This is a genomic window from Bdellovibrio sp. ZFWA1 (genome assembly GCF_056175665.1).
In genome coordinates, this window is record NZ_JBJKJH010000002.1 from 647,994 (window position 1) to 665,095 (window position 17,102).

The following is a 17,102-nucleotide window of genomic DNA, read 5'->3' on the forward strand; positions in this document are numbered from 1 at the left end:
TTTTCGTAGTAAAAAAATCAAATCACAAGGTTCGCCAAGATGGGCCTTTTTATTTCAAGAGACACAACGCAAAAAGCCGGTCACGATGACCGGCTTTACCCCAGGGTATGGGAGCGGGAAGCTCCCATGACAGGATGTCTTTTTTCTTAAGTACCCACAGCTCAATCCCGAGACCCAGGTCTGCTTGGAGCTGACTAAGTCATGGCTTCCGGAGTGGGGCGAGGCCGAGACGTCCAGGTGCTTCCAGCTGAAGCCACGATCACGCAGGTGATGGCAAAAAGCTGCTGAAGGGTTAGTACCTCACTTAGGAAGAAAAATCCAGCAAGGGCACCTATGGCGGGCTCTAAACTTAAGAGCAAGCTAAACTGTTGAGTCGGAAGCTTGCGAAGAGCAACCATTTCTAATGAGTAAGGCAAAGCGCTGGAAAGGATGCCCACGCAGGCCGACAGAGCTATTAGATCAAAGCTGCCAAAAAGTTGCGGAATATTCGTAGCTCCAAAAGGCAGCACTAAAATAAATCCAAATAGCATCCCGTAAGGTGCGGCAAGGGCGGTGGGGGCGACTTGTGATGTTCGCTTACCCAAGACAATGTAAAGGGCCCAACAGGTTGCTGCTATAAGGGCAAAGACAACGCCTAAAAGGTCGATGGGTTTTCCCTGGCTGAGTTGTCCAAAATCGCTGCCCGGAAGTATTAACACGATACCAAGGCTGGCCAGGGCGATCCATGCAAAGTCCATTTTTTTTCGAGAGCTAAGAATAGCAATACTTAAAGGGCCTAAAAACTCTAATGCTATCGCAAGGCCGATTGGAAGACGCGAAATCGCTAGATAAAAAGTGAAGTTCATGACTCCCAAGCAAGACCCATAAAGCATGATGGCTTTTAACTGCGCCTTGCTTAGCTTGAAGCGCCAGGGGCGCCAAAATAAAAACATAAAAATTGTGGCCATAGCTAAACGAGCAACGGAGGTGCTTTCAGGACCCACTTGCTGAAATAAATTTTTCGCAATCGATGCTCCACTAACTAAAGAAATCATCGAAAGGATAACAAAAATAGAATACAAAATAAGCAATCCTTCTTAAAAAGTCGTGCCCGAAAAAAGAGTCAAAAATGAAATCGCAATAAGCGCCGGAACGCTTTGAATGAAAAATATTTTTTTGTTTACAGAATAAGCTCCATAAAGACCAGCAATGAATACGCAAATATTAAAAAATATTCCTAGTTGAAAAGCGATTTGAGGGGCCGGGTGTATACAGGCCCATATTAAACCTGCCGCCAGAAAGCCATTGTAAAGTCCTTGGTTGGCCGCAAGGGCCTTTGTGGCCCGAGCCTTTTCTAGAGTCATTCGAAAGGCCTTCATTCCTTTCGGGTGGGTCCAAAGAAACATCTCTAAAACTAAAATATAGACGTGCAGTAGGCCAACAAGCAAAGTAGGGACATAGGCTAAATTCATATTTACTCCCGAGGGCGGCTTTCAAGAAGCTCGATTGTGAAGGTTAAGTTTGAATGAGGAGGTATTTTACCTATGTTGCGCTCACCGTAGGCTAAAGCTGAGGGAATAAAAACTTTTCGAATTCCGCCCACCCTCATACCCAGAAGACCTTGGCTCATTCCAACAATGACTTTTTTTGAACCTACGACCATTTCAAAGGCTCGGCCGTGTCTTTGGGTCGAGTCGAACTCGGTTCCATCGTCTAAAGTGCCTGTATAGTTAATAAAAACCAAAGCCCCCTTTGAGGCTTCAAGTCCGGTGCCCAATTGAATATCTTGTATTTTGACCTGCAAAGTTGGTTCGCTCATGGATTTAATTATAGTACTGCCTGAAGGCTTTACGTAGTTAAATGTATAATTAACGGCTGCTGACTTGGTGCTTCCTTAGATTTCAAGACAAAAAAAGAGTTCTTATTTGCATTCAAATTTTCATCGTGTGAAGTTTTAATTATGAAAAAGTTATTCCTAATCTTGAGTCTTATTTTTATTTCCCTTTCATCTTTCGCATCTGGAAGATTTGATGAGCTTTCAAAGAAAGCGATATGGGAAGGTGAAGGTACGCAAACGATTGTAGGCCTGTATATGACCCTGAGCTTTAAATACGACATCGGTAACGAGGGCGATCGTTTTGCCGACTATTTCAGTGCGGTGGGCGTTTTTTCTCCTGAGGGCGATTTTTTGGTAAGCCGTCACGAGTTCGTTCAAGAGGTCTGGATGCCACAAGAAAATGGACATACCTTTATAGATCAATGGTTGTTTCGTACCGATGATCGGGGTGTGCTGATTGCATCTTCCCACTATTTTATGGAAAAGGATGCGTCAGGCAGTCAGTTGCAGAACCGTCGTCTTGATGAATCTGATGAGGTTTTAAATTCCAAATGGAAAGAAGTTCTGGAAGCTTGGTATCATCGTTATTCGCTTTAAAATGTTTAAATAAAAAAAGGCGGTGTAAACACCGCCTTTAGTTTTTTAGGGCGAAAGTCAAACGGCTATTGAGCCGCCACCTCCGCCTTGGTAAAGTCACATTCTAACATAACCAAGTACCACCCCCTTTCACGCCACAAGAGTAGCTGGGATTAGTTTTCAGTATCCCTTCAGAAATTTCCATCAAAAAAAAGTATTCATGTTAAGAATCAACTTTTTGAGACATCTTCACGGGGCGTCCAAATTTGGTATGTTAAATTTTGGCTTTTAAGCCATTCATCATTAAATATTTTGCTGGCGTATCTAGACCCCGAATCACATAACAGCGTGACGATGTTTTTTTTCTGGCCCAGGTGTGCCTTTGAATACTCGAAGGCAGCACGGACGTTAAGTGCCGCCGAGGTCCCAAGAAAAAGCCCTTCATTTTTAGACAAATAAAAAAGAGTCTCGAGCATTTGGGAGTCGTTAATTTGAACGGCATCATCGATTTTGGCTTTTGAAAAATTCTGAGTGATCCGCATTATCCCGATGCCTTCGGTGATGCTAGAACCTGTGCTTTTGATTTCATTAGTTTTAATATACGAATAGAGGCCGCTCCCCAAGGGGTCAGCAAGTAGACAAATAGTCGAACTATTTTTTTCTTTAAGGAAACTTGAAATGCCGGCAATCGAGCCGCCGGTGCCGGCGGAACAAATAAAAGCATCGACGGCTCCCTTTAGATCTTTCCATATTTCAGGACCGGTGCTTTCGTAATGAGCTAAGAAGTTGTCTGTGTTTTCAAATTGATTGGCCCAAAAAGAATTTGCATTCTGCTCGGACAATCTGCGCGCTGTATGATAAAAATGATTTTGGTTGGCAAACGGGCAGGGATCGACTTTGATCAGTTCCGCGCCTAAGGCTATTAAAGTGTCATATTTTTCTTTGGCTTGATTGTTCGGCATTACAATCACTGTTTTATATTTTCTCTGAGCCGCTAGCATTGATAACCCAATACCTGTATTACCAGCAGTGCCTTCGTAGATAGTGTATCCAGGTTTTAGATCGCCACGTTGTTCGGCTTTTTCAATGATATATTTTGCAGCCCTATCCTTAATCGATCCACCAGGATTCATAAACTCTGCTTTACCCCAAATATGGTTTCCGGTGATTTCACTAAGGCTGCGAATGTAGATAAGTGGCGTATTGCCAACCCGAGACGTCAAAAACTCTTTAGACATAAGAATCCTCATTGAATTAGATCTAGTGAATGCCTAGTCCAGTAAAAGGTATCGACATTGCTCCTTGATGGCAAGGCTTTGTAGATTTTGAATCATGTTGGGAAGTTTTTCGGTTTGCTCGATCAGTTCTAGGACGCGTTCAATTTTATTCTGTTCACGAATCCATTCCTTGTAGTTCGGTGGGTCGTAGCTCTTTTCATTGCTCGTATGGGGAGACCCAGATTTAGACCACGAATCATAGTCGGCAATAAAGTTATAGGTCTTATCTAAGTGAACTAGGTTCCGCTCTTGTCCAATCACGGCGAATTGGCGTATGTCATCTATCAGAATAATCTGCTCTAGATTTGGATTGATGTGCTTTAAGTCTTTGCCATAGCGCTGTGAAAATTTAAGTCCAGGATCTAGACTTCGCTCGGTCAAGGCTCGGAAACCTAGGATTTTATAAAATTTTAGTTCTTGGTTAAATTGTGTTTTGGCCTCTTTTTGAAGCCATTCTACAAGTTGCTGATTTCTTTGTTCGTCGCCTCCGGAAAAAATAGAGAGGCGATAGCCCTTTTCTTGCAGATTCAGAAGGACGGGGACGGCACTTTTGGAAACTTGATAAATGGAATTCTTGTGTTTTAGTAAAGGGTCGACTTCGGCGTTTTTATCGACAGATGTAGAGATGTCCCGCGAATAAAATAGGGTCCAATCTAAGTCGAAAACAATATCCTTGATCTGGGGCCCCATAGCCCCGGCCTGCCCCGAGGGGCTTCCCAAAAGTGCAGCAATGACCGTGACGAGTAACGCGAGATTCCGCATATAGGGTGCTCGATGCAAAAACGGGAGCCAGATTATTTATCAAAGTTAAAGCCTCTAATTGGATGTATTGATTTTAATACGAATTTTTAGGTATTCTTCTGTCGATATTTTTGACAGCCTTCCTATATTTGCTTTAACTAGATAAAAATAAAGAATTATAACGAGCTTTTTTATATACTTCACCGAATGTTGAGGATGGTTCGTTTAATATCGGTTTTGCTTCTAATTTGTTTTGCTCACTTGGTCAGGGCTGAGGATTGCGCTTGGGATTCGGCGATTATTTCTCAGGTTCATGTAGAGGAAGCCGCTGATATCGATTGCACGTTTGTTCGTGATTTGCAGGGAATATTTCGAAATCTTCAAAAAAGTTTACAGGTCTCGGTTTCTCCAATAAATTTGAATTTAAAAACTAAGTCAGATAACGCCAGTTTTGATGAAAAGAGGACTCTGACTGTTCCCTATCAAATGGTGTTTTATGGGGCTTACGGTGGGAGTATTTCGAAGTATCGTTGGGATTCTTATGTGGTTGCGTCTCATGAGTATGGGCACTATCTTTTGGCTCAGTTGATAAAACAGCAAAATCCTCAGTTTGATTTTTCTAAGTATCGAACAACTATGATTCCTTACAGTGAGTTTTTTGCGGACGTAATTTCGGTCCTCTATTTTAAAGATAAAGAAGCAGTTTTTAAGGCCTTATATTACGATCAAGTCTCGGATCAGCAGTTTGAAGAGCTTCAATATCGTAGTTTTGCGATGAAATACGCCGATGTCGACCGTTTAAACTTATGGTCTGTCCATTCTCGATTGGCTTTGGCCCGTTCTTGGGTTGGTGAACATTTATGGGAGACCCTTCAAAAAGAGCCTTCAAAGACGATTGAAACTTTGGTTCGTGTACTGATTCCTCAAATACAGGAAGAATTTAGGTCCCCTAAAGAGGATTTTCTTGAGCAGAATTCTTTACTGATTCTTAACCTTGAAGCTAGTTATAGATAGGCTGTCTCATAATATTTCGAGACGTTTACAGGTAAATTATAAACCAATTCGGGTCTGTGACAATTTGTCCCCGACGAAATTCTCAGTTGTCAAATTTTGGTAATTTTCTAAGTTATTTATTTTGTTTCCAAATTCTTCGCCGATACTAACTGAAGTAATAAAAGCGATGGAATTATTTTGTCGCGAGGGAAACTTATGAAATTTTCAACAAAGATCATTTTGGCTGTTGCAGTATCTGGGGTGCTGAGCACTTCGGTTGCCATCTTTCAGAGTGCTCGAAAGATCCATGAGTCCGGAGTTGAAAACTTAGTTGAGAAATCACAGGCAATTTTATCTCGTCTTGAATCTGTGAGGGGTTATGTGGCGGCCCAAGGGGGCCTTAAGCTTGTTGTTGATAACTTAAAACAAAAATATCCAGATGGAAATTTACCTAAAGAAGCTAAACTTGATGTTCTAAAGCAAGTGCCGGTGTTCGCCGCCATGAAGGTTGGCGAAGAGAACTCGGATAAAGAGCATTACACATTCCGAGTCTTTTCAGAAAATCCTCGGAATGAAAAGAACAAGGCAACAGAGACTGAAGCCGCTATTTTGGCGCGCTTTGGAAAAGAACCCAATTTAAGCGAGATCGTAGAAGAGACCGAAGACAAAGTTATTGTGTATCGTCCCGTTCGTTTGTCCGAGTCGCAAGGTTGTATGGTATGTCATGGTGATCCTGCAACAAGCCCGTGGGGTAACGGAAAAGATATTTTAGGTATTTCAATGGAAAATTGGAAAGATGGATATCTTCATGGTGGTTTCGCAATAATCTCGTCCAAGGCCGAAGTGGATGCGGCGGCGGCGGCTAGCACGCGAAACATCGCTTTGTGGGGCTTGGGAGCTTCGCTTTTAGCTATGTGCGGAGCTTATCTTTTTGTTCGAGTTTCTTTGAAGTCGTTGATCATGGTTGTTGAATCTTTGCAAGGATCTGGAGAGCAGGTCGATGCCGCGTCTCACGAGATCTCAGAGTACTCGCAAAAACTCAGTACGAGTGCTTCAGACGCCGCTGCGCGGATCGAACAGACCTCGGCCTCGACCGAAGAAATGAACAGCATGATTGTTAAAAATAGCGAGTATACAGAGAAGGCTCGGGAACTTGCCGGGCTGGCGCAGAAAAAAGCCGAAGCTGGCCAAGAAGTCGTGACAGCGCTAGTCAGTTCTATGGAAGAGATCACTCAAAGTTCGAAAAAAATTTCCGAGATTATTACCGTCATTGACGATATTGCATTTCAGACTAACTTGTTAGCTTTGAATGCCTCGGTAGAGGCTGCCCGCGCCGGGGAGCAAGGAAAAGGTTTTGCCGTTGTTGCAGAAGCTGTTCGTTCGTTAGCGCACCGAAGTGCTTCTTCAGCCAAAGAGATCTCAGATTTGATCAAAGAGAGCGTACAAAACATTGAGAATGGCTCTGAGAAGGTTCACGAAAGTGGACGCTCGTTGAATGAGATCGTTAAAGCAGTCACTGATTTGGCGGTAGTAAATAACGAAATTGCCCAGGCCAGTGTTGAACAGGGGCAAGGTGTGAAATTGATTAGTTTAGCAATTCATGATCTTGATTCTTTGACCCAGTCTAATGCGGCTGGCGCTGAAGAGACCGCTGCTGCCGCAGAAGAGCTTTCTGCTCAAGCCGAGTTGATGAAAAAAGTCGTTTATGATCTAAAGACGGTCTTAGAGGGGGGATCCGGAAGCCCTCGAGTATCAGCTGCGGTCGAGCAGCGTAAAGCCAGCTAAGCTTTCAAATGGCTAACCCATAAGATCCGTGTCGAAGACCTTTTCACGGATCACCCAAAATTTTTCTTTTTTGCGAGCCACGATAAAAAGTGGCTTTTTTATTTTATCTTGATGCTTTAGCACTTCGTCAGGATTTTTGATGAAAAGGGCTTTTTCCGGGCACTTTAGATGCATTCTTAAAAAATTGTAGTAAAACGCCTTGTGCGAGTCCGGACGGTTAAAGTAAAAATATTCTTTTAGCGATTCACCGTTGGCATCGTAATATTGGATTTCCAAACGTTCTTGCTTTTTCTTATCAAGACCGGATTTAAGATACATTTCTTCAACGCGCATGACATGGGCATCTTTAAGTGTCATGGCCTCTTTTAGTTTTTTATCGATATCGACCAATTGGTGCGAACAGGATTTGCATTTTCGTGCGGATATATCATTTTCCTTTCCGCATTGATCACAAATTTTTGAACGAAAAAGATAATCACACTTTTCTATTGAGCCATCGAGGGGGTCTTCGAAGGCTCCCTGGCAGCGACGTCCATAGTGTTCCGCTATTTCGCCGTTTTTGTTTTTTAGTCCCCAAAAATGATTGATGGCCCCGCATTGAGGACAGGGCACATCGACAATTTCTGAATTCGAGTAGGGTTTGTCCTCTTCAATTTCCGGACTGTAAATGTCGTGATTTTGCCCCGTGTAGTCTAAAATCAGGCAATCTTTTTTGTCAGAACTTAAGCGCAGTCCGCGACCAATAATCTGCTGGTAAAGGCTGACAGATTCAGTAGGTCTTAGGATCGCAATCACGTCCACATGAGGTGCATCAAATCCTGTTGTCAGTACCGAGACATTTACCAAATACTTCAAACGGCGCGCTTTAAAATCATTAATGATTCCATCCCGTTCTTCAGATTCCGTATCGCCGATTACCAAAGCCGATTCGGTCTTAGGTAAATAGCCCATGATCTCTTCAGCGTGTTGGACCGTACTGGTAAAGATCATAACTCCTTGGCGGTCCTTAGATAGATCTAAAATATTTTGAATAATAACGGGAGTAATGCGTGATTGATCTTTCAAAATACTTTCGATCTGACTTTGGACATAGCGCATCCCCTGCGTAACCAAACTTGAAAAATCATAACAGGCCACCGGCGAGTCAATTTTGACCGGCGGGGTGAGGTAGTCGTTATTGATCATAAAGGCCAGAGGCAGTTCATAGATGCATTTCTTAAAAAAACGCTGTTCTTCGGTGCGCAAAATTTTTTTATTTTGGTGATATTGATAGATCCAACCCAAGCCTAGACGATAAGGTGTTGCAGTTAGACCTAAAATGCACAAGGCGGGATTGCGCTCTTTTATTTTACTAATAACCTGTAAATACTGAGTTTCAGATTCAATCGAAACTCGGTGGCATTCGTCTATCACCATCAATGAGAAATTATCAAAAAAATCGTCGGAAGCACGGGCAATGGATTGAATACTGCCAAAAATCACTTTCGAGTCTTTGTCTTTTCTGTCGAGTCCGGCCGAGAAAATTCCAGCCCCTAATCCAAAATCGGAACTAAGCTCGGTAAATTTTTTATAATTCTGTTCTACCAGTTCTTTAACATGGGCTAGCACAAGAACGCGGCCGCGAGCCAAGCGGGCAAGTTCTGCGATCACTAAGGACTTTCCAGCACCCGTGGGTAGGACGATGACCGCTGGCTCTTTGCTCGTTCTAAAATGCTTTAAAGTCGCCTCGACGGCTTCTTTTTGGTAGGTTCTAAGAACGAGCAAAAGGGCTCCTTTGAATATATCTATTCGACGGTTGGGAACGAAATAGGTATATCTAATAATTCGCTAGAATCAAGGTCCTGGTCGGCGCTCCAATAAACTTTTAAGAAACCAAAATGATTCGGGTTTGACCTCTCAAGTTCGCGAAATATGGTTTTGGATTCCTTTGCGGTCTGCAACCAGATCTTTTTTTGCTGCGGAATTTGCTTTTGAGTTCGTGCCAGCCAAAGTTTAGTCAGTCCAATCTCATAAGAGATCATCGGTATTGATCCTGTGCTATTAAGTTGAAGAATTTCTTCAAAAGCTTGGGCAGCTTGTTGGTAAGCTGTCATTGCGCTCACGACTTGGTTTTTTCGGTAGTAAAGAAGCCCCAGATTCAAAAGCGTCCGACCGCGAATGTAGAGGTAGGGAAGCTCTTCAACATGGTCTTTTCTGGCTAAAGCAATCGCTAGGTCTAACTCGGCAAGAACCTTTTGGGTTATTTCAATATTTTTAAAATTGTCTTCATTCAGTTTAAAAGCTTGAACATAGTGGGACTGGGATTCGTACCAATAGGGTAAATCGTATTCGCGATGAGCCCAGGTTTTTGCAAAGATATCAATTCCATTTTCGGTAAGTTTCATGCCGTAAAAAGCCCCTTGATTGGTGGGGTACTGTTCTCCTAAAGTCATCCACCATTCTTGACGCTGCGGTATCATGACGTGGGTTGAGGCGGTATACACTTTTGTAGTTGTTTTACCGAAAGATCGACGGCCTACTAAATCGTCCGTATGTGCTGAAAGGTGGTCGATAACCCATTGAGCGTCTATTCTTCCCTCATCCTTTGTTAATTCTTTTTGCACATAACTTAAACGAGCCCGAGATTCGTAAGACTTATTCAATGAAAACTCAAAGCCGGTTTTGGCCATCAGGGGATCTAGATAATGATTGGTTTGGGCTAAGCTTTCAGAGCGAACTCGTCTTGCAACGACTGTTTGCTTTCCTGAAAGTTCAATCGAGGCCAATTCATCAGTTTTAGAGTCACCAATAAATATTGTCCACGCTCCAAAACCTTTGGTCTTTTTGGCGATGCTAATGGCCTCATCAAGATTTTTGGCCGAGTTCAATATTTGCTGTACCAAGAAAGGTGCGCTTTCAGCTGAGCCGGTTGCGTGCTCGATACGAGTGTCATAAGTTTCAAGTTGGTGGAGCGAAGCCACAAGGCCTGAAGAATTCATGCCACTTATGCCACCAGCGTAGTGTAGACCCGCAGAGGCGATGCCGAGTGTGGTCATGCCTGAAGGCTGGTTTATTTTTACGATAGTTGGATATTTTTCGAAAAATCCAAGAAGTCCTGTATCAAAGTTTCTCCCTAAGACCAGTGATTGATCTATGGTATTTGCTGCTGGGGCCGCAATACCTGTACAGCCCATTTTTAAACGACGAAGGGTTTTTGCCATTTTTTGAAAGACATTACCGATGCTATGTCCAATCAGGCGGGGACACATTTTTATCAATTGCATCTTTGTTTGCCGTGGAGTGATTTCCAGCTCTTGTTCGAGCGTTTCGAAATAGATGGAGAGTTCTACCATTAAATTTGCCTTATAGATTTCTTCTAATGATACCCTGCTGCCAGCGTCTTTCATGCCTCGCTGAAGTTGTCGCAGAGATTGTTTGAAGTTTTCTGATGAGCTATCAAACATTCTATCAAGTACGCATTGCGAGATGATTTGAAATTGATCGCGGTCCTGGTTGGATAAAGCGGCAAGGGATCTGCCCAGCTCCGTGTTGATACCTTTGAGAAGGCCATCTTCAATTTGAGACCTTAAAAATAATCCATGGTAATAGGCAGTTTCGTTGAAGGTTCCATTTAAGAGCAACAAGTGAAAGTCTTTGCCGGTTTGTGCAGTCGTGCAGGTGAAGTGCTGCTGATTTGCGATTGCTTGCTGAAGGCGGCAGGAGCCTAATTCTGGTGCGATCTGAACCTGCTGGTCTGCAAAGGCCCAAATCGGCGCTGTCATTATCAAAGAGCAAATAGTGATTAAGATAAAGCGTAACATAAAATCTCCGAAAGGTTTATTGTATTTGAACTAGAAAGTGGCCGGCCAGTATCATAAATAGAACTGCTGCGGATTTATTCAGAACAAGAGGATTAAATTTAATTTTATTAGCAAGGGATTGAGTCGTTTTTAAAAAAAATAATAAGGATACTAGAAAGCTTAACAAAAAAGCCACGAAGTAAATAAACGTTATCTTCTGAGTTGCCAAAAGCGAGATGTAAAATAAAAGTATTCCTGGATTTAAAAGTGTTATTTTGAACAATGAAAATCCTGAATAGGAAAGGCCCGCTGTTGAGCCTTCGTTTTTTTGAATTAACGATCCTTTCAATTGCCATAATTTAACTGCGTTAAGAATAAAAAATACTGCAGCCATCAGAAGGAGACCTTTATTAATATAGGCGTTGGTTAAGTAGGGCTTCAGCGTCCATGCCAAAGCCAAATGAATTAAATCGGCCAGTACATAAATTGCGATAAAGTTCCAGCGCAGCTGCTTTTCCCGGTTGCTTATTTGAAAGAGAGCATACAACGAGGGTCCTAGTGGTAGCGATGAAAGTAATCCAATTAAAATAAAGAAAAGAAGAGTCATAAACCACTTTCCTTATTTAGTGCTGGGTGAAATGTAACTGCATGAAGCTATCGAACTCTTCTGGTGATTGAAAGGACGTTTTCATCTTGAATTGGCCTTTGGATCGGTTCTTTTCAAAGTAGGCTTGCAATCTTGAAGCACAAACATAGCGAATGACTGGATCGACAATCACATTAACGTCGCGGCAGTCTTTATAATCTAGGTTTAAATTTTGTAAGTGTGTATCTAAAATCTGACCAACAGTATTGTTATTCGGAAACTGCTGCACATCTACAAACAGAGTCCAGGCATAGGCTGGCTTTCCATCTACCTTTGTTGGAGAAACAAAATAATGCCGGATATCTTGATTCAGGGTCTCTTTTGTTTGAATAATGGCCGTGAGTAATTCGTCCTCTGAGACCTTTTCGGCTGCCAGATTCATTCCAGTGTTTTTTCTTCCAACAAATTCAAAAACGAGGTGGTTGCGTTCCTTAGAGAAAATGATTTTATCTTTCATCGCATAGTTTATGAAACCATTTGGTGTACAAATATTTACGTAATATTCAGTTTGCATTCTTATCTGATGCATTCCTACGGTTTTACCAGAGGACTCCTCGGTGAATGTGTAGATAAGATCAGGATTGAGAATGTATTTTTGGTCTCCATGGTTGGCCGCTTTAAATGGTAATCCAATCGGAGCTTCTGTTGAGGCATAAAGTCCATAAAAATTTAAGGTATGTCCGACTAGCTGATTGATGCGCTCTTCATACTGTTTAATTGGAGTGGCAGCATAAACCATAACCTTTAGATTGGGCCAGATCTGACTGATGTTTTTGACTCCAGTTTTTTTCAAGACAGCTTCAAAGATCGAAATAATGTAGGTAGGAATTCCCGACACAATTTGAATGTCTTGATTCGTTGATTCATCAATTAGGCGTGCTATTTTTTCATCCCAATCAGATAAAGAAAGCACCTCATCTGAAGGAAAGGTTTTCTTTTTTAAAAGCTTTGGCGTTTTGGTTGAAAGGATTCCGCTGATATAACCATAGGTGATGCCGTCGACTTCGTACACAGATGGCGCAGAACCAAAAGCCAATCGCGAAACATCTAGTACCGAAATCTCAGATTCGAACTGGGCAATTCGGGCTGCGACTCGGCGTTGAGATTTTATAAATAGATCCATCATTCGTTTATTGTAGGGTACTCTCTTCGAGTTTTGCCCAGAGGTGCCAGAGCTTAAGCCGAAGTATTCCGGGCGACCTTGGAATAAAATATTTTTTTGACCATCACAGATCTTGTCTACAAACGGAGAATAAAAATCAAAGTCATTAACTGGGACGTGGTTGCAATAGTCTTCGTAGCTTTCAATGAATTCTAATTTCAGTGTATCGTAAATTTCAGTCCCTTTAAGTTCGTTGCGAAGCTCTTTCCAAAGATTTTTTTGCTTTTTGATCAATTCATCATGATGCGTGCTCATCAATCGCGAGTAATAATTGAGGTAGATTTGTCCTCCGGTTTTAATTGCATACTGACTAAGATTCATAGAGCCCCCGTTTAGTTATTTAATTTAAGACTGTTTCAACGGGTTTGAATTTAGTTGAAAGTCTGGTCAAATCCTATCGAGGCCATTGACGAAAAGGACGGGGTTCTGTCAAACGGGGGGCTTTTTATTGACAAGAATTGCGTGTTTTTGTCAAATGTTACTAGGAGGCAATATGCAAGAAAAAGAGCGGGTCTACTTTGCTGTGTGTAGTGCCATTCTTAAACTTGAGGTCGAGAAGGGCCACATGGAATGGACCCTTAGTGATATTTCCCGTGAGTCCGAAATTACGAGGTCTTTGATTTACTATTATTTTGGTAAAGAGAAAGACACTATTTTGCATGAGGCTTATCGTTTTATCATCGATACATTTTTTGATTTAAGTCCTTCGAAAGCGACAACTTCGTCGGCTCCTCAGCGGATGAAGGAAGTTTTGGCTAAGATTGAGTTGATGCCTTATTTGTTTGTTTTATACTATTTGCAAAAAGGTCGGGATACTGAAATTGGTCAGATGTTAAAAAAAGCCGAGGAAGATACCATCAAGCATTTGCAGACAGGTTACCCTCAGTTGTCGGCCGATGAGTGTCGAGAGTTGTATATTTTAGAGCTTGGGGCCATCGCCGTGCGCTTACCGGTAGATCAAGTAGACAAGGTCTTTGCAAAATATATTAAGTAAATCGAATGTAAAAAAAGGCTCCCTAAGGAGCCTTTTTTTTGGAACTTAGAATCTAGAAACCATTGGAATTTCGATGCGGTCATATGACAGGAACGTCACAAGAGCATCTGCGTATCCGCCCATAGATTCGACGCGGATATCGATTGTGGTTATACGATCTCTGCTATTCAAGCGTTCAGAGTAAACTCGATCGCCGTTGTAAATTGTTCGTGTTCCATAGAACTCGCGCACATTAAGGCGTTGACCGTACTCTGTGTACATGACAGCTTCGTGGATTCGTAATCCAGCCATGCGAGCTTGAACTTCGATACTGTCAAGAGCAACTGGGCGACCGAATGACAAGCGGAACCATTCACCGCCACTTCGACGAGTCACAGATTGTAGGACACCTGTGGCTTCGTACAATCCACGGCTTGGCGGTGCTGGTGGATATGTTGGCGGATTTGGTTCACGAGGTGGATAGACCGGGCCAGGTCGAACGGGTTCACCTGGGTAGCGTGGTGGGTTGGGTTCATGGCCACCGCGGCCAGGTCTGCGGCCCGAAAAGTCGACGCTGGAAGATTGGTTTTCATACCAAGAGCCATCGGGTCGTGAGCAGGCAATACCGCGATTTTCTTCGCGTCCAGATCTGGTGTTAATAATGCTGACGTATTCACGGCAGTATTCGCCGTTCATATTGTAGCCTTCGCGAGTAGATGTGAAGCTGCCATAGGCTCCAGAGCCTGATCCATAATCACGACCACGCCATTCGCGGCTGCGGCCAAGTTCTTCACGAAGTGCATAGCGCTGAGCTTCTTCGCAGGCTCTGCGATCGCCTTCTTCGAGGTCTCGTCCAACTTTGCCGCCAATCATCGCGCCAGCGATGGCTCCGATGATAATAGCGGCTTTGTTGCCGTTTCCTTTACCGACATTAGATCCAATGACGCCACCAATGATGCCGCCGATAATATTGCCAACTTCTTCACGGCCTGCGAAGGCCGGAGCTGAATATTGCGTTAAGCTGGTAACAATTAAAGTACCAATTACAAGTCTTTTCATGTGGTTCCCCCAGTAGTTCGTTGCATATGAGCAAAATGCTTCCAGGGGCGTGTATTTCAATTCCTGTGCCGACTTCAAGGATCGTATTTGAGGTCACTTTGACTCCATTTCCGTACAAAGTTATTGAAATTGTAATGAGAATGGTGTTAGAACTTTGCTAGTTAGGGAGTAGTTTGCTGTTCTGGTGCCGAATCGGCCAAGAATAGGGCCTCATCGACATACTGAGTATAAACTCCGGTGTGGCCACAAAAAGACCTTTTGTTAACGAGACTGACATAGATGAACTTGCTTCATCGTGTCGTTTCGTGCCCTGATCCTGCCGATAGTGACTCGAGAAGCTTCAATTAAATAAATGAGGGATCTGATAGGAGCGACTTTGAGTTCAATTTTTAACTCATTCTTTTTAGTTTTTATTTCCGAGATGGGTGACAAGACCCAGTTATTATCTTTGGTGCTGATGGCGCGATTTAGAAGACCTTGGGTTATTTTAGCGGGTGTTTTTGTTGCGACTATTTTGAATCATGCTTTGGCGGCCTCGCTCGGTGGACTGGTAAGTCAGTGGGTGTCACCTCAATATCTGCAGTGGATTCTGGCTGCGACTTTTTTTGGATTTGGTTTGTGGCTGTTGGTTCCTGATGATGAAGGAGAAGTTCGTGAAAGCGGAGCCTTTGGAGCTTTTTTGACAACCTTGGTTTCGTTTTTTATTGCTGAAATGGGGGATAAAACCCAGCTTGCCACGGTGGCTTTAGGTGCTCAATATGCGAGTGTGTTTATGGTCACCTTGGGTTCGACGTTAGGAATGATGGCTTCGAATGCATTGGCAATTTTCTTTGGTGATAAACTTCTTAAAAGAATTCCTATGCAATGGGTGCGTCGTTTTGCTTGTGGATTGTTTATTTTGTTTGGGATTTTGATTTTGCTTCAGCCCATACACTAATAAGCCCAGATGCAATTATAAGTCCCTGCGCCATATAATCTGCCATCGTTAGAGGTTCCTTCGCTAAATAGTTGTTAAGCAAAGAACTAAAAACGATGGTGGAAAAACCAATGGACCCCATCGCCAGTACGTGACCGGTGCTGTAGGCCTTCGTGATCAACCACTGCGCTAAGCCTCCGGTCAGTCCGATGCCAATAAGGTATGGGGCGTAATCGGAGGTGATGGGTTTAAACCCAAAAAAGATCAAGGTGAAAAGGCCAGCGCCAAGACTAGAAATCAAAGAAAAATAAAAAACTATTCTTAGCGCGGGCTCTTTGTAAGCCCCTAATTGTTTTATATGAGAATAAGCCATAGCTGCCATGGCGCCTGACGAGAGTCCAATTAGTGATGCAAGCCAAGTGTCTTTTGAGAATTGAGGTTTCATTAACAGTAAGATGCCCACGAAACCCACAACTAGAGCCAGCCACGTCCATAGTTTTGGTTTATCTTTGAAAATGAAGAGTCCAAAAACTCCTAAAAATAAAGGTGAAGTGTAATTCAGAGTGATCGCTGTCGGAACGGGAAGATGAGTGAGCGCAAAAAAGTACGAGAGCATAGCAAACAGACCGAAAAGGCTGCGGTTTAGGTGAGACGGAAAATGCCGAGTCTTTGGACTGATTCGTCGCAAAGATAAAAGAAGGGTCATTAGAATTAACGAACCCAATGAACGATAAAACATCAATTCAAATGAGTGATGATAATCCGAAGCGATTTTTACAAAGTGCCCCATTAAGGCAAAAAGGATGCACGACAGTAGCATCCATAAGCTAGCTAACAGCATGGACTATTTTTTAAACTTTTCGGCGTATTGCTGCCGATACCTAGAGATGATTTTATGGGCTTCTTCGGGGCCTCCAAAAGAATCGATGCGCACCACTTTGTTTTCTAAGATTTTATAATCCTCAAAGAAGCGTTGAATCTCTCGGACCCGATGTGGGGATAAATCGCGAATATGGTTGTAGTGATTGAACTCAGGATCATCGGCATGAACAGCAATGATTTTTTCATCGCCTTCGCCTTGGTCAGTCATCATCATCACGCCAATTGGCTTTGCGCGCATCAAAGCCAAGGGAACAACACTTTCTTGGCAAAGAACCAAAATATCTAAAGGGTCCTTGTCGTCACCCAAAGTTTGGGGGATGAAACCGTAGTTAGCAGGGTAGTGGACCGAGCTATAAAGAATTCGGTCCACCATGATGAAGCCTGTAGATTTATCGATTTCGTACTTGATCTTAGAGTTCATCGGAACTTCGATCATTGCGTTTACGATTAGCGGAGCATTGTCACCACAGGGAACATCATGCCATGGATGCATTTGA

The 17,102-nt window shown here is 42.9% G+C and carries 17 protein-coding genes; 5 read left to right on the top strand and 12 right to left on the bottom strand.

Annotated features, from left to right (window positions below):
• Window positions 1–194: 194 nt before the first annotated feature.
• Genes AC04MN_RS12590 through AC04MN_RS12600 form a run of 3 tightly spaced genes read right to left on the bottom strand, consistent with a single transcriptional unit; the run spans window position 195 to window position 1,798 of the window.
• On the bottom strand, window positions 195–1,061 hold the full coding sequence (locus tag AC04MN_RS12590; RefSeq protein ID WP_475383552.1) for an EamA family transporter: 867 nt from the start codon (window positions 1,059–1,061) through the stop codon (window positions 195–197).
• Window positions 1,062–1,076: 15 nt separating this feature from the next.
• On the bottom strand, window positions 1,077–1,451 hold the full coding sequence (locus AC04MN_RS12595) for a DUF1304 domain-containing protein (protein ID WP_475383553.1): 375 nt from the start codon (window positions 1,449–1,451) through the stop codon (window positions 1,077–1,079).
• A gap of 2 nt (window positions 1,452–1,453) precedes the next feature.
• Window positions 1,454–1,798 carry an FKBP-type peptidyl-prolyl cis-trans isomerase gene (locus AC04MN_RS12600; protein WP_475383554.1) on the bottom strand — a complete coding sequence of 115 codons (345 nt, stop codon included), beginning with the start codon at window positions 1,796–1,798 and terminating at the stop codon, window positions 1,454–1,456.
• Between the two features lie 141 nt (window positions 1,799–1,939).
• On the opposite strand from AC04MN_RS12600, the gene AC04MN_RS12605 reads away from it, so the two are divergent.
• The gene (locus tag AC04MN_RS12605) at window positions 1,940–2,413 is read left to right on the top strand and encodes a hypothetical protein (protein ID WP_475383555.1); all 474 of its coding nucleotides are present in this window, start codon (window positions 1,940–1,942) and stop codon (window positions 2,411–2,413) included.
• 209 nt (window positions 2,414–2,622) lie between these two features.
• Here the strand turns inward: AC04MN_RS12605 and AC04MN_RS12610 are convergent, their stop codons facing one another.
• Both AC04MN_RS12610 and AC04MN_RS12615 read right to left on the bottom strand, forming a co-directional pair.
• Window positions 2,623–3,630, bottom strand: a complete 1,008-nt coding sequence (locus tag AC04MN_RS12610) for a cysteine synthase A (RefSeq protein ID WP_475383556.1) — start codon at window positions 3,628–3,630, stop codon at window positions 2,623–2,625.
• A 33-nt stretch (window positions 3,631–3,663) separates the two neighbouring features.
• Window positions 3,664–4,431, bottom strand: coding sequence for an NIF family HAD-type phosphatase (locus AC04MN_RS12615; protein ID WP_475383557.1), 768 nt, complete (start codon window positions 4,429–4,431; stop codon window positions 3,664–3,666).
• 186 nt (window positions 4,432–4,617) lie between these two features.
• Between AC04MN_RS12615 and AC04MN_RS12620 the strand changes: the two genes are divergently transcribed.
• Both AC04MN_RS12620 and AC04MN_RS12625 read left to right on the top strand, forming a co-directional pair.
• The gene (locus AC04MN_RS12620) at window positions 4,618–5,424 is read left to right on the top strand and encodes a hypothetical protein (protein WP_475383558.1); all 807 of its coding nucleotides are present in this window, start codon (window positions 4,618–4,620) and stop codon (window positions 5,422–5,424) included.
• A 195-nt stretch (window positions 5,425–5,619) separates the two neighbouring features.
• Window positions 5,620–7,188: a methyl-accepting chemotaxis protein gene (locus AC04MN_RS12625; RefSeq protein ID WP_475383559.1), complete on the top strand. Its 1,569-nt coding sequence runs from the start codon at window positions 5,620–5,622 to the stop codon at window positions 7,186–7,188.
• Between the two features lie 12 nt (window positions 7,189–7,200).
• On the opposite strand, the gene radD is transcribed toward AC04MN_RS12625, so the two are convergent.
• Genes radD through AC04MN_RS12645 form a run of 4 tightly spaced genes read right to left on the bottom strand, consistent with a single transcriptional unit; the run spans window position 7,201 to window position 13,096 of the window.
• Complete coding sequence (gene radD, locus AC04MN_RS12630; protein ID WP_475383560.1) at window positions 7,201–8,952, bottom strand: DNA repair helicase RadD; 1,752 nt, start codon at window positions 8,950–8,952, stop codon at window positions 7,201–7,203.
• Window positions 8,953–8,972: 20 nt separating this feature from the next.
• Window positions 8,973–10,988 carry a C45 family autoproteolytic acyltransferase/hydolase gene (locus tag AC04MN_RS12635; protein WP_475383561.1) on the bottom strand — a complete coding sequence of 672 codons (2,016 nt, stop codon included), beginning with the start codon at window positions 10,986–10,988 and terminating at the stop codon, window positions 8,973–8,975.
• 16 nt (window positions 10,989–11,004) lie between these two features.
• A complete protein-coding gene (locus AC04MN_RS12640) occupies window positions 11,005–11,574 on the bottom strand; it encodes a hypothetical protein (protein ID WP_475383562.1) in 570 nt (189 codons plus the stop codon).
• 16 nt (window positions 11,575–11,590) lie between these two features.
• Window positions 11,591–13,096 (bottom strand): GH3 family acyl-acid amido synthetase, encoded by a 1,506-nt coding sequence (locus tag AC04MN_RS12645; RefSeq protein ID WP_475383563.1) that lies wholly within the window; start codon window positions 13,094–13,096, stop codon window positions 11,591–11,593.
• A gap of 172 nt (window positions 13,097–13,268) precedes the next feature.
• Here AC04MN_RS12645 and AC04MN_RS12650 point away from each other — a divergent pair, with 172 nt between their 5' ends.
• The gene (locus AC04MN_RS12650; protein ID WP_475383564.1) at window positions 13,269–13,769 is read left to right on the top strand and encodes a TetR/AcrR family transcriptional regulator; all 501 of its coding nucleotides are present in this window, start codon (window positions 13,269–13,271) and stop codon (window positions 13,767–13,769) included.
• Window positions 13,770–13,814: 45 nt separating this feature from the next.
• Here AC04MN_RS12650 and AC04MN_RS12655 read toward each other — a convergent pair whose 3' ends face one another.
• Window positions 13,815–14,807: a beta-sandwich domain-containing protein gene (locus AC04MN_RS12655; RefSeq protein WP_475383565.1), complete on the bottom strand. Its 993-nt coding sequence runs from the start codon at window positions 14,805–14,807 to the stop codon at window positions 13,815–13,817.
• A 376-nt stretch (window positions 14,808–15,183) separates the two neighbouring features.
• On the opposite strand from AC04MN_RS12655, the gene AC04MN_RS12660 reads away from it, so the two are divergent.
• The gene (locus tag AC04MN_RS12660) at window positions 15,184–15,744 is read left to right on the top strand and encodes a TMEM165/GDT1 family protein (RefSeq protein WP_475383566.1); all 561 of its coding nucleotides are present in this window, start codon (window positions 15,184–15,186) and stop codon (window positions 15,742–15,744) included.
• On the opposite strand, the gene AC04MN_RS12665 is transcribed toward AC04MN_RS12660, so the two are convergent.
• Complete coding sequence (locus AC04MN_RS12665) at window positions 15,701–16,564, bottom strand: DMT family transporter (protein WP_475383567.1); 864 nt, start codon at window positions 16,562–16,564, stop codon at window positions 15,701–15,703. The two genes, AC04MN_RS12660 and AC04MN_RS12665, sit on opposite strands and share 44 nt — an antisense overlap.
• Window positions 16,565–16,567: 3 nt before the next feature.
• A complete protein-coding gene (locus AC04MN_RS12670; protein ID WP_475383568.1) occupies window positions 16,568–17,098 on the bottom strand; it encodes an inorganic diphosphatase in 531 nt (176 codons plus the stop codon).
• Between the last annotated feature and the right edge of the window lie 4 nt (window positions 17,099–17,102).

What these genes read in the sequence shown, in the direction of transcription:
- AC04MN_RS12595 (WP_475383553.1), bottom strand. Translation starts at nt 1,451, where the DNA reads ATGAATTTAGCCTATGTCCCTACTTTGCTTGTTGGCCTACTGCACGTC.
- AC04MN_RS12600 (WP_475383554.1), bottom strand. Translation starts at nt 1,798, where the DNA reads ATGAGCGAACCAACTTTGCAGGTCAAAATACAAGATATTCAATTGGGC.
- AC04MN_RS12605 (WP_475383555.1), top strand. Translation starts at nt 1,940, where the DNA reads ATGAAAAAGTTATTCCTAATCTTGAGTCTTATTTTTATTTCCCTTTCA.
- AC04MN_RS12610 (WP_475383556.1), bottom strand. Translation starts at nt 3,630, where the DNA reads ATGTCTAAAGAGTTTTTGACGTCTCGGGTTGGCAATACGCCACTTATC.
- AC04MN_RS12615 (WP_475383557.1), bottom strand. Translation starts at nt 4,431, where the DNA reads ATGCGGAATCTCGCGTTACTCGTCACGGTCATTGCTGCACTTTTGGGA.
- AC04MN_RS12620 (WP_475383558.1), top strand. Translation starts at nt 4,618, where the DNA reads ATGTTGAGGATGGTTCGTTTAATATCGGTTTTGCTTCTAATTTGTTTT.
- AC04MN_RS12625 (WP_475383559.1), top strand. Translation starts at nt 5,620, where the DNA reads ATGAAATTTTCAACAAAGATCATTTTGGCTGTTGCAGTATCTGGGGTG.
- AC04MN_RS12635 (WP_475383561.1), bottom strand. Translation starts at nt 10,988, where the DNA reads ATGTTACGCTTTATCTTAATCACTATTTGCTCTTTGATAATGACAGCG.
- AC04MN_RS12640 (WP_475383562.1), bottom strand. Translation starts at nt 11,574, where the DNA reads ATGACTCTTCTTTTCTTTATTTTAATTGGATTACTTTCATCGCTACCA.
- AC04MN_RS12645 (WP_475383563.1), bottom strand. Translation starts at nt 13,096, where the DNA reads ATGAATCTTAGTCAGTATGCAATTAAAACCGGAGGACAAATCTACCTC.
- AC04MN_RS12650 (WP_475383564.1), top strand. Translation starts at nt 13,269, where the DNA reads ATGCAAGAAAAAGAGCGGGTCTACTTTGCTGTGTGTAGTGCCATTCTT.
- AC04MN_RS12655 (WP_475383565.1), bottom strand. Translation starts at nt 14,807, where the DNA reads ATGAAAAGACTTGTAATTGGTACTTTAATTGTTACCAGCTTAACGCAA.
- AC04MN_RS12665 (WP_475383567.1), bottom strand. Translation starts at nt 16,564, where the DNA reads ATGCTGTTAGCTAGCTTATGGATGCTACTGTCGTGCATCCTTTTTGCC.
- AC04MN_RS12670 (WP_475383568.1), bottom strand. Translation starts at nt 17,098, where the DNA reads ATGCATCCATGGCATGATGTTCCCTGTGGTGACAATGCTCCGCTAATC.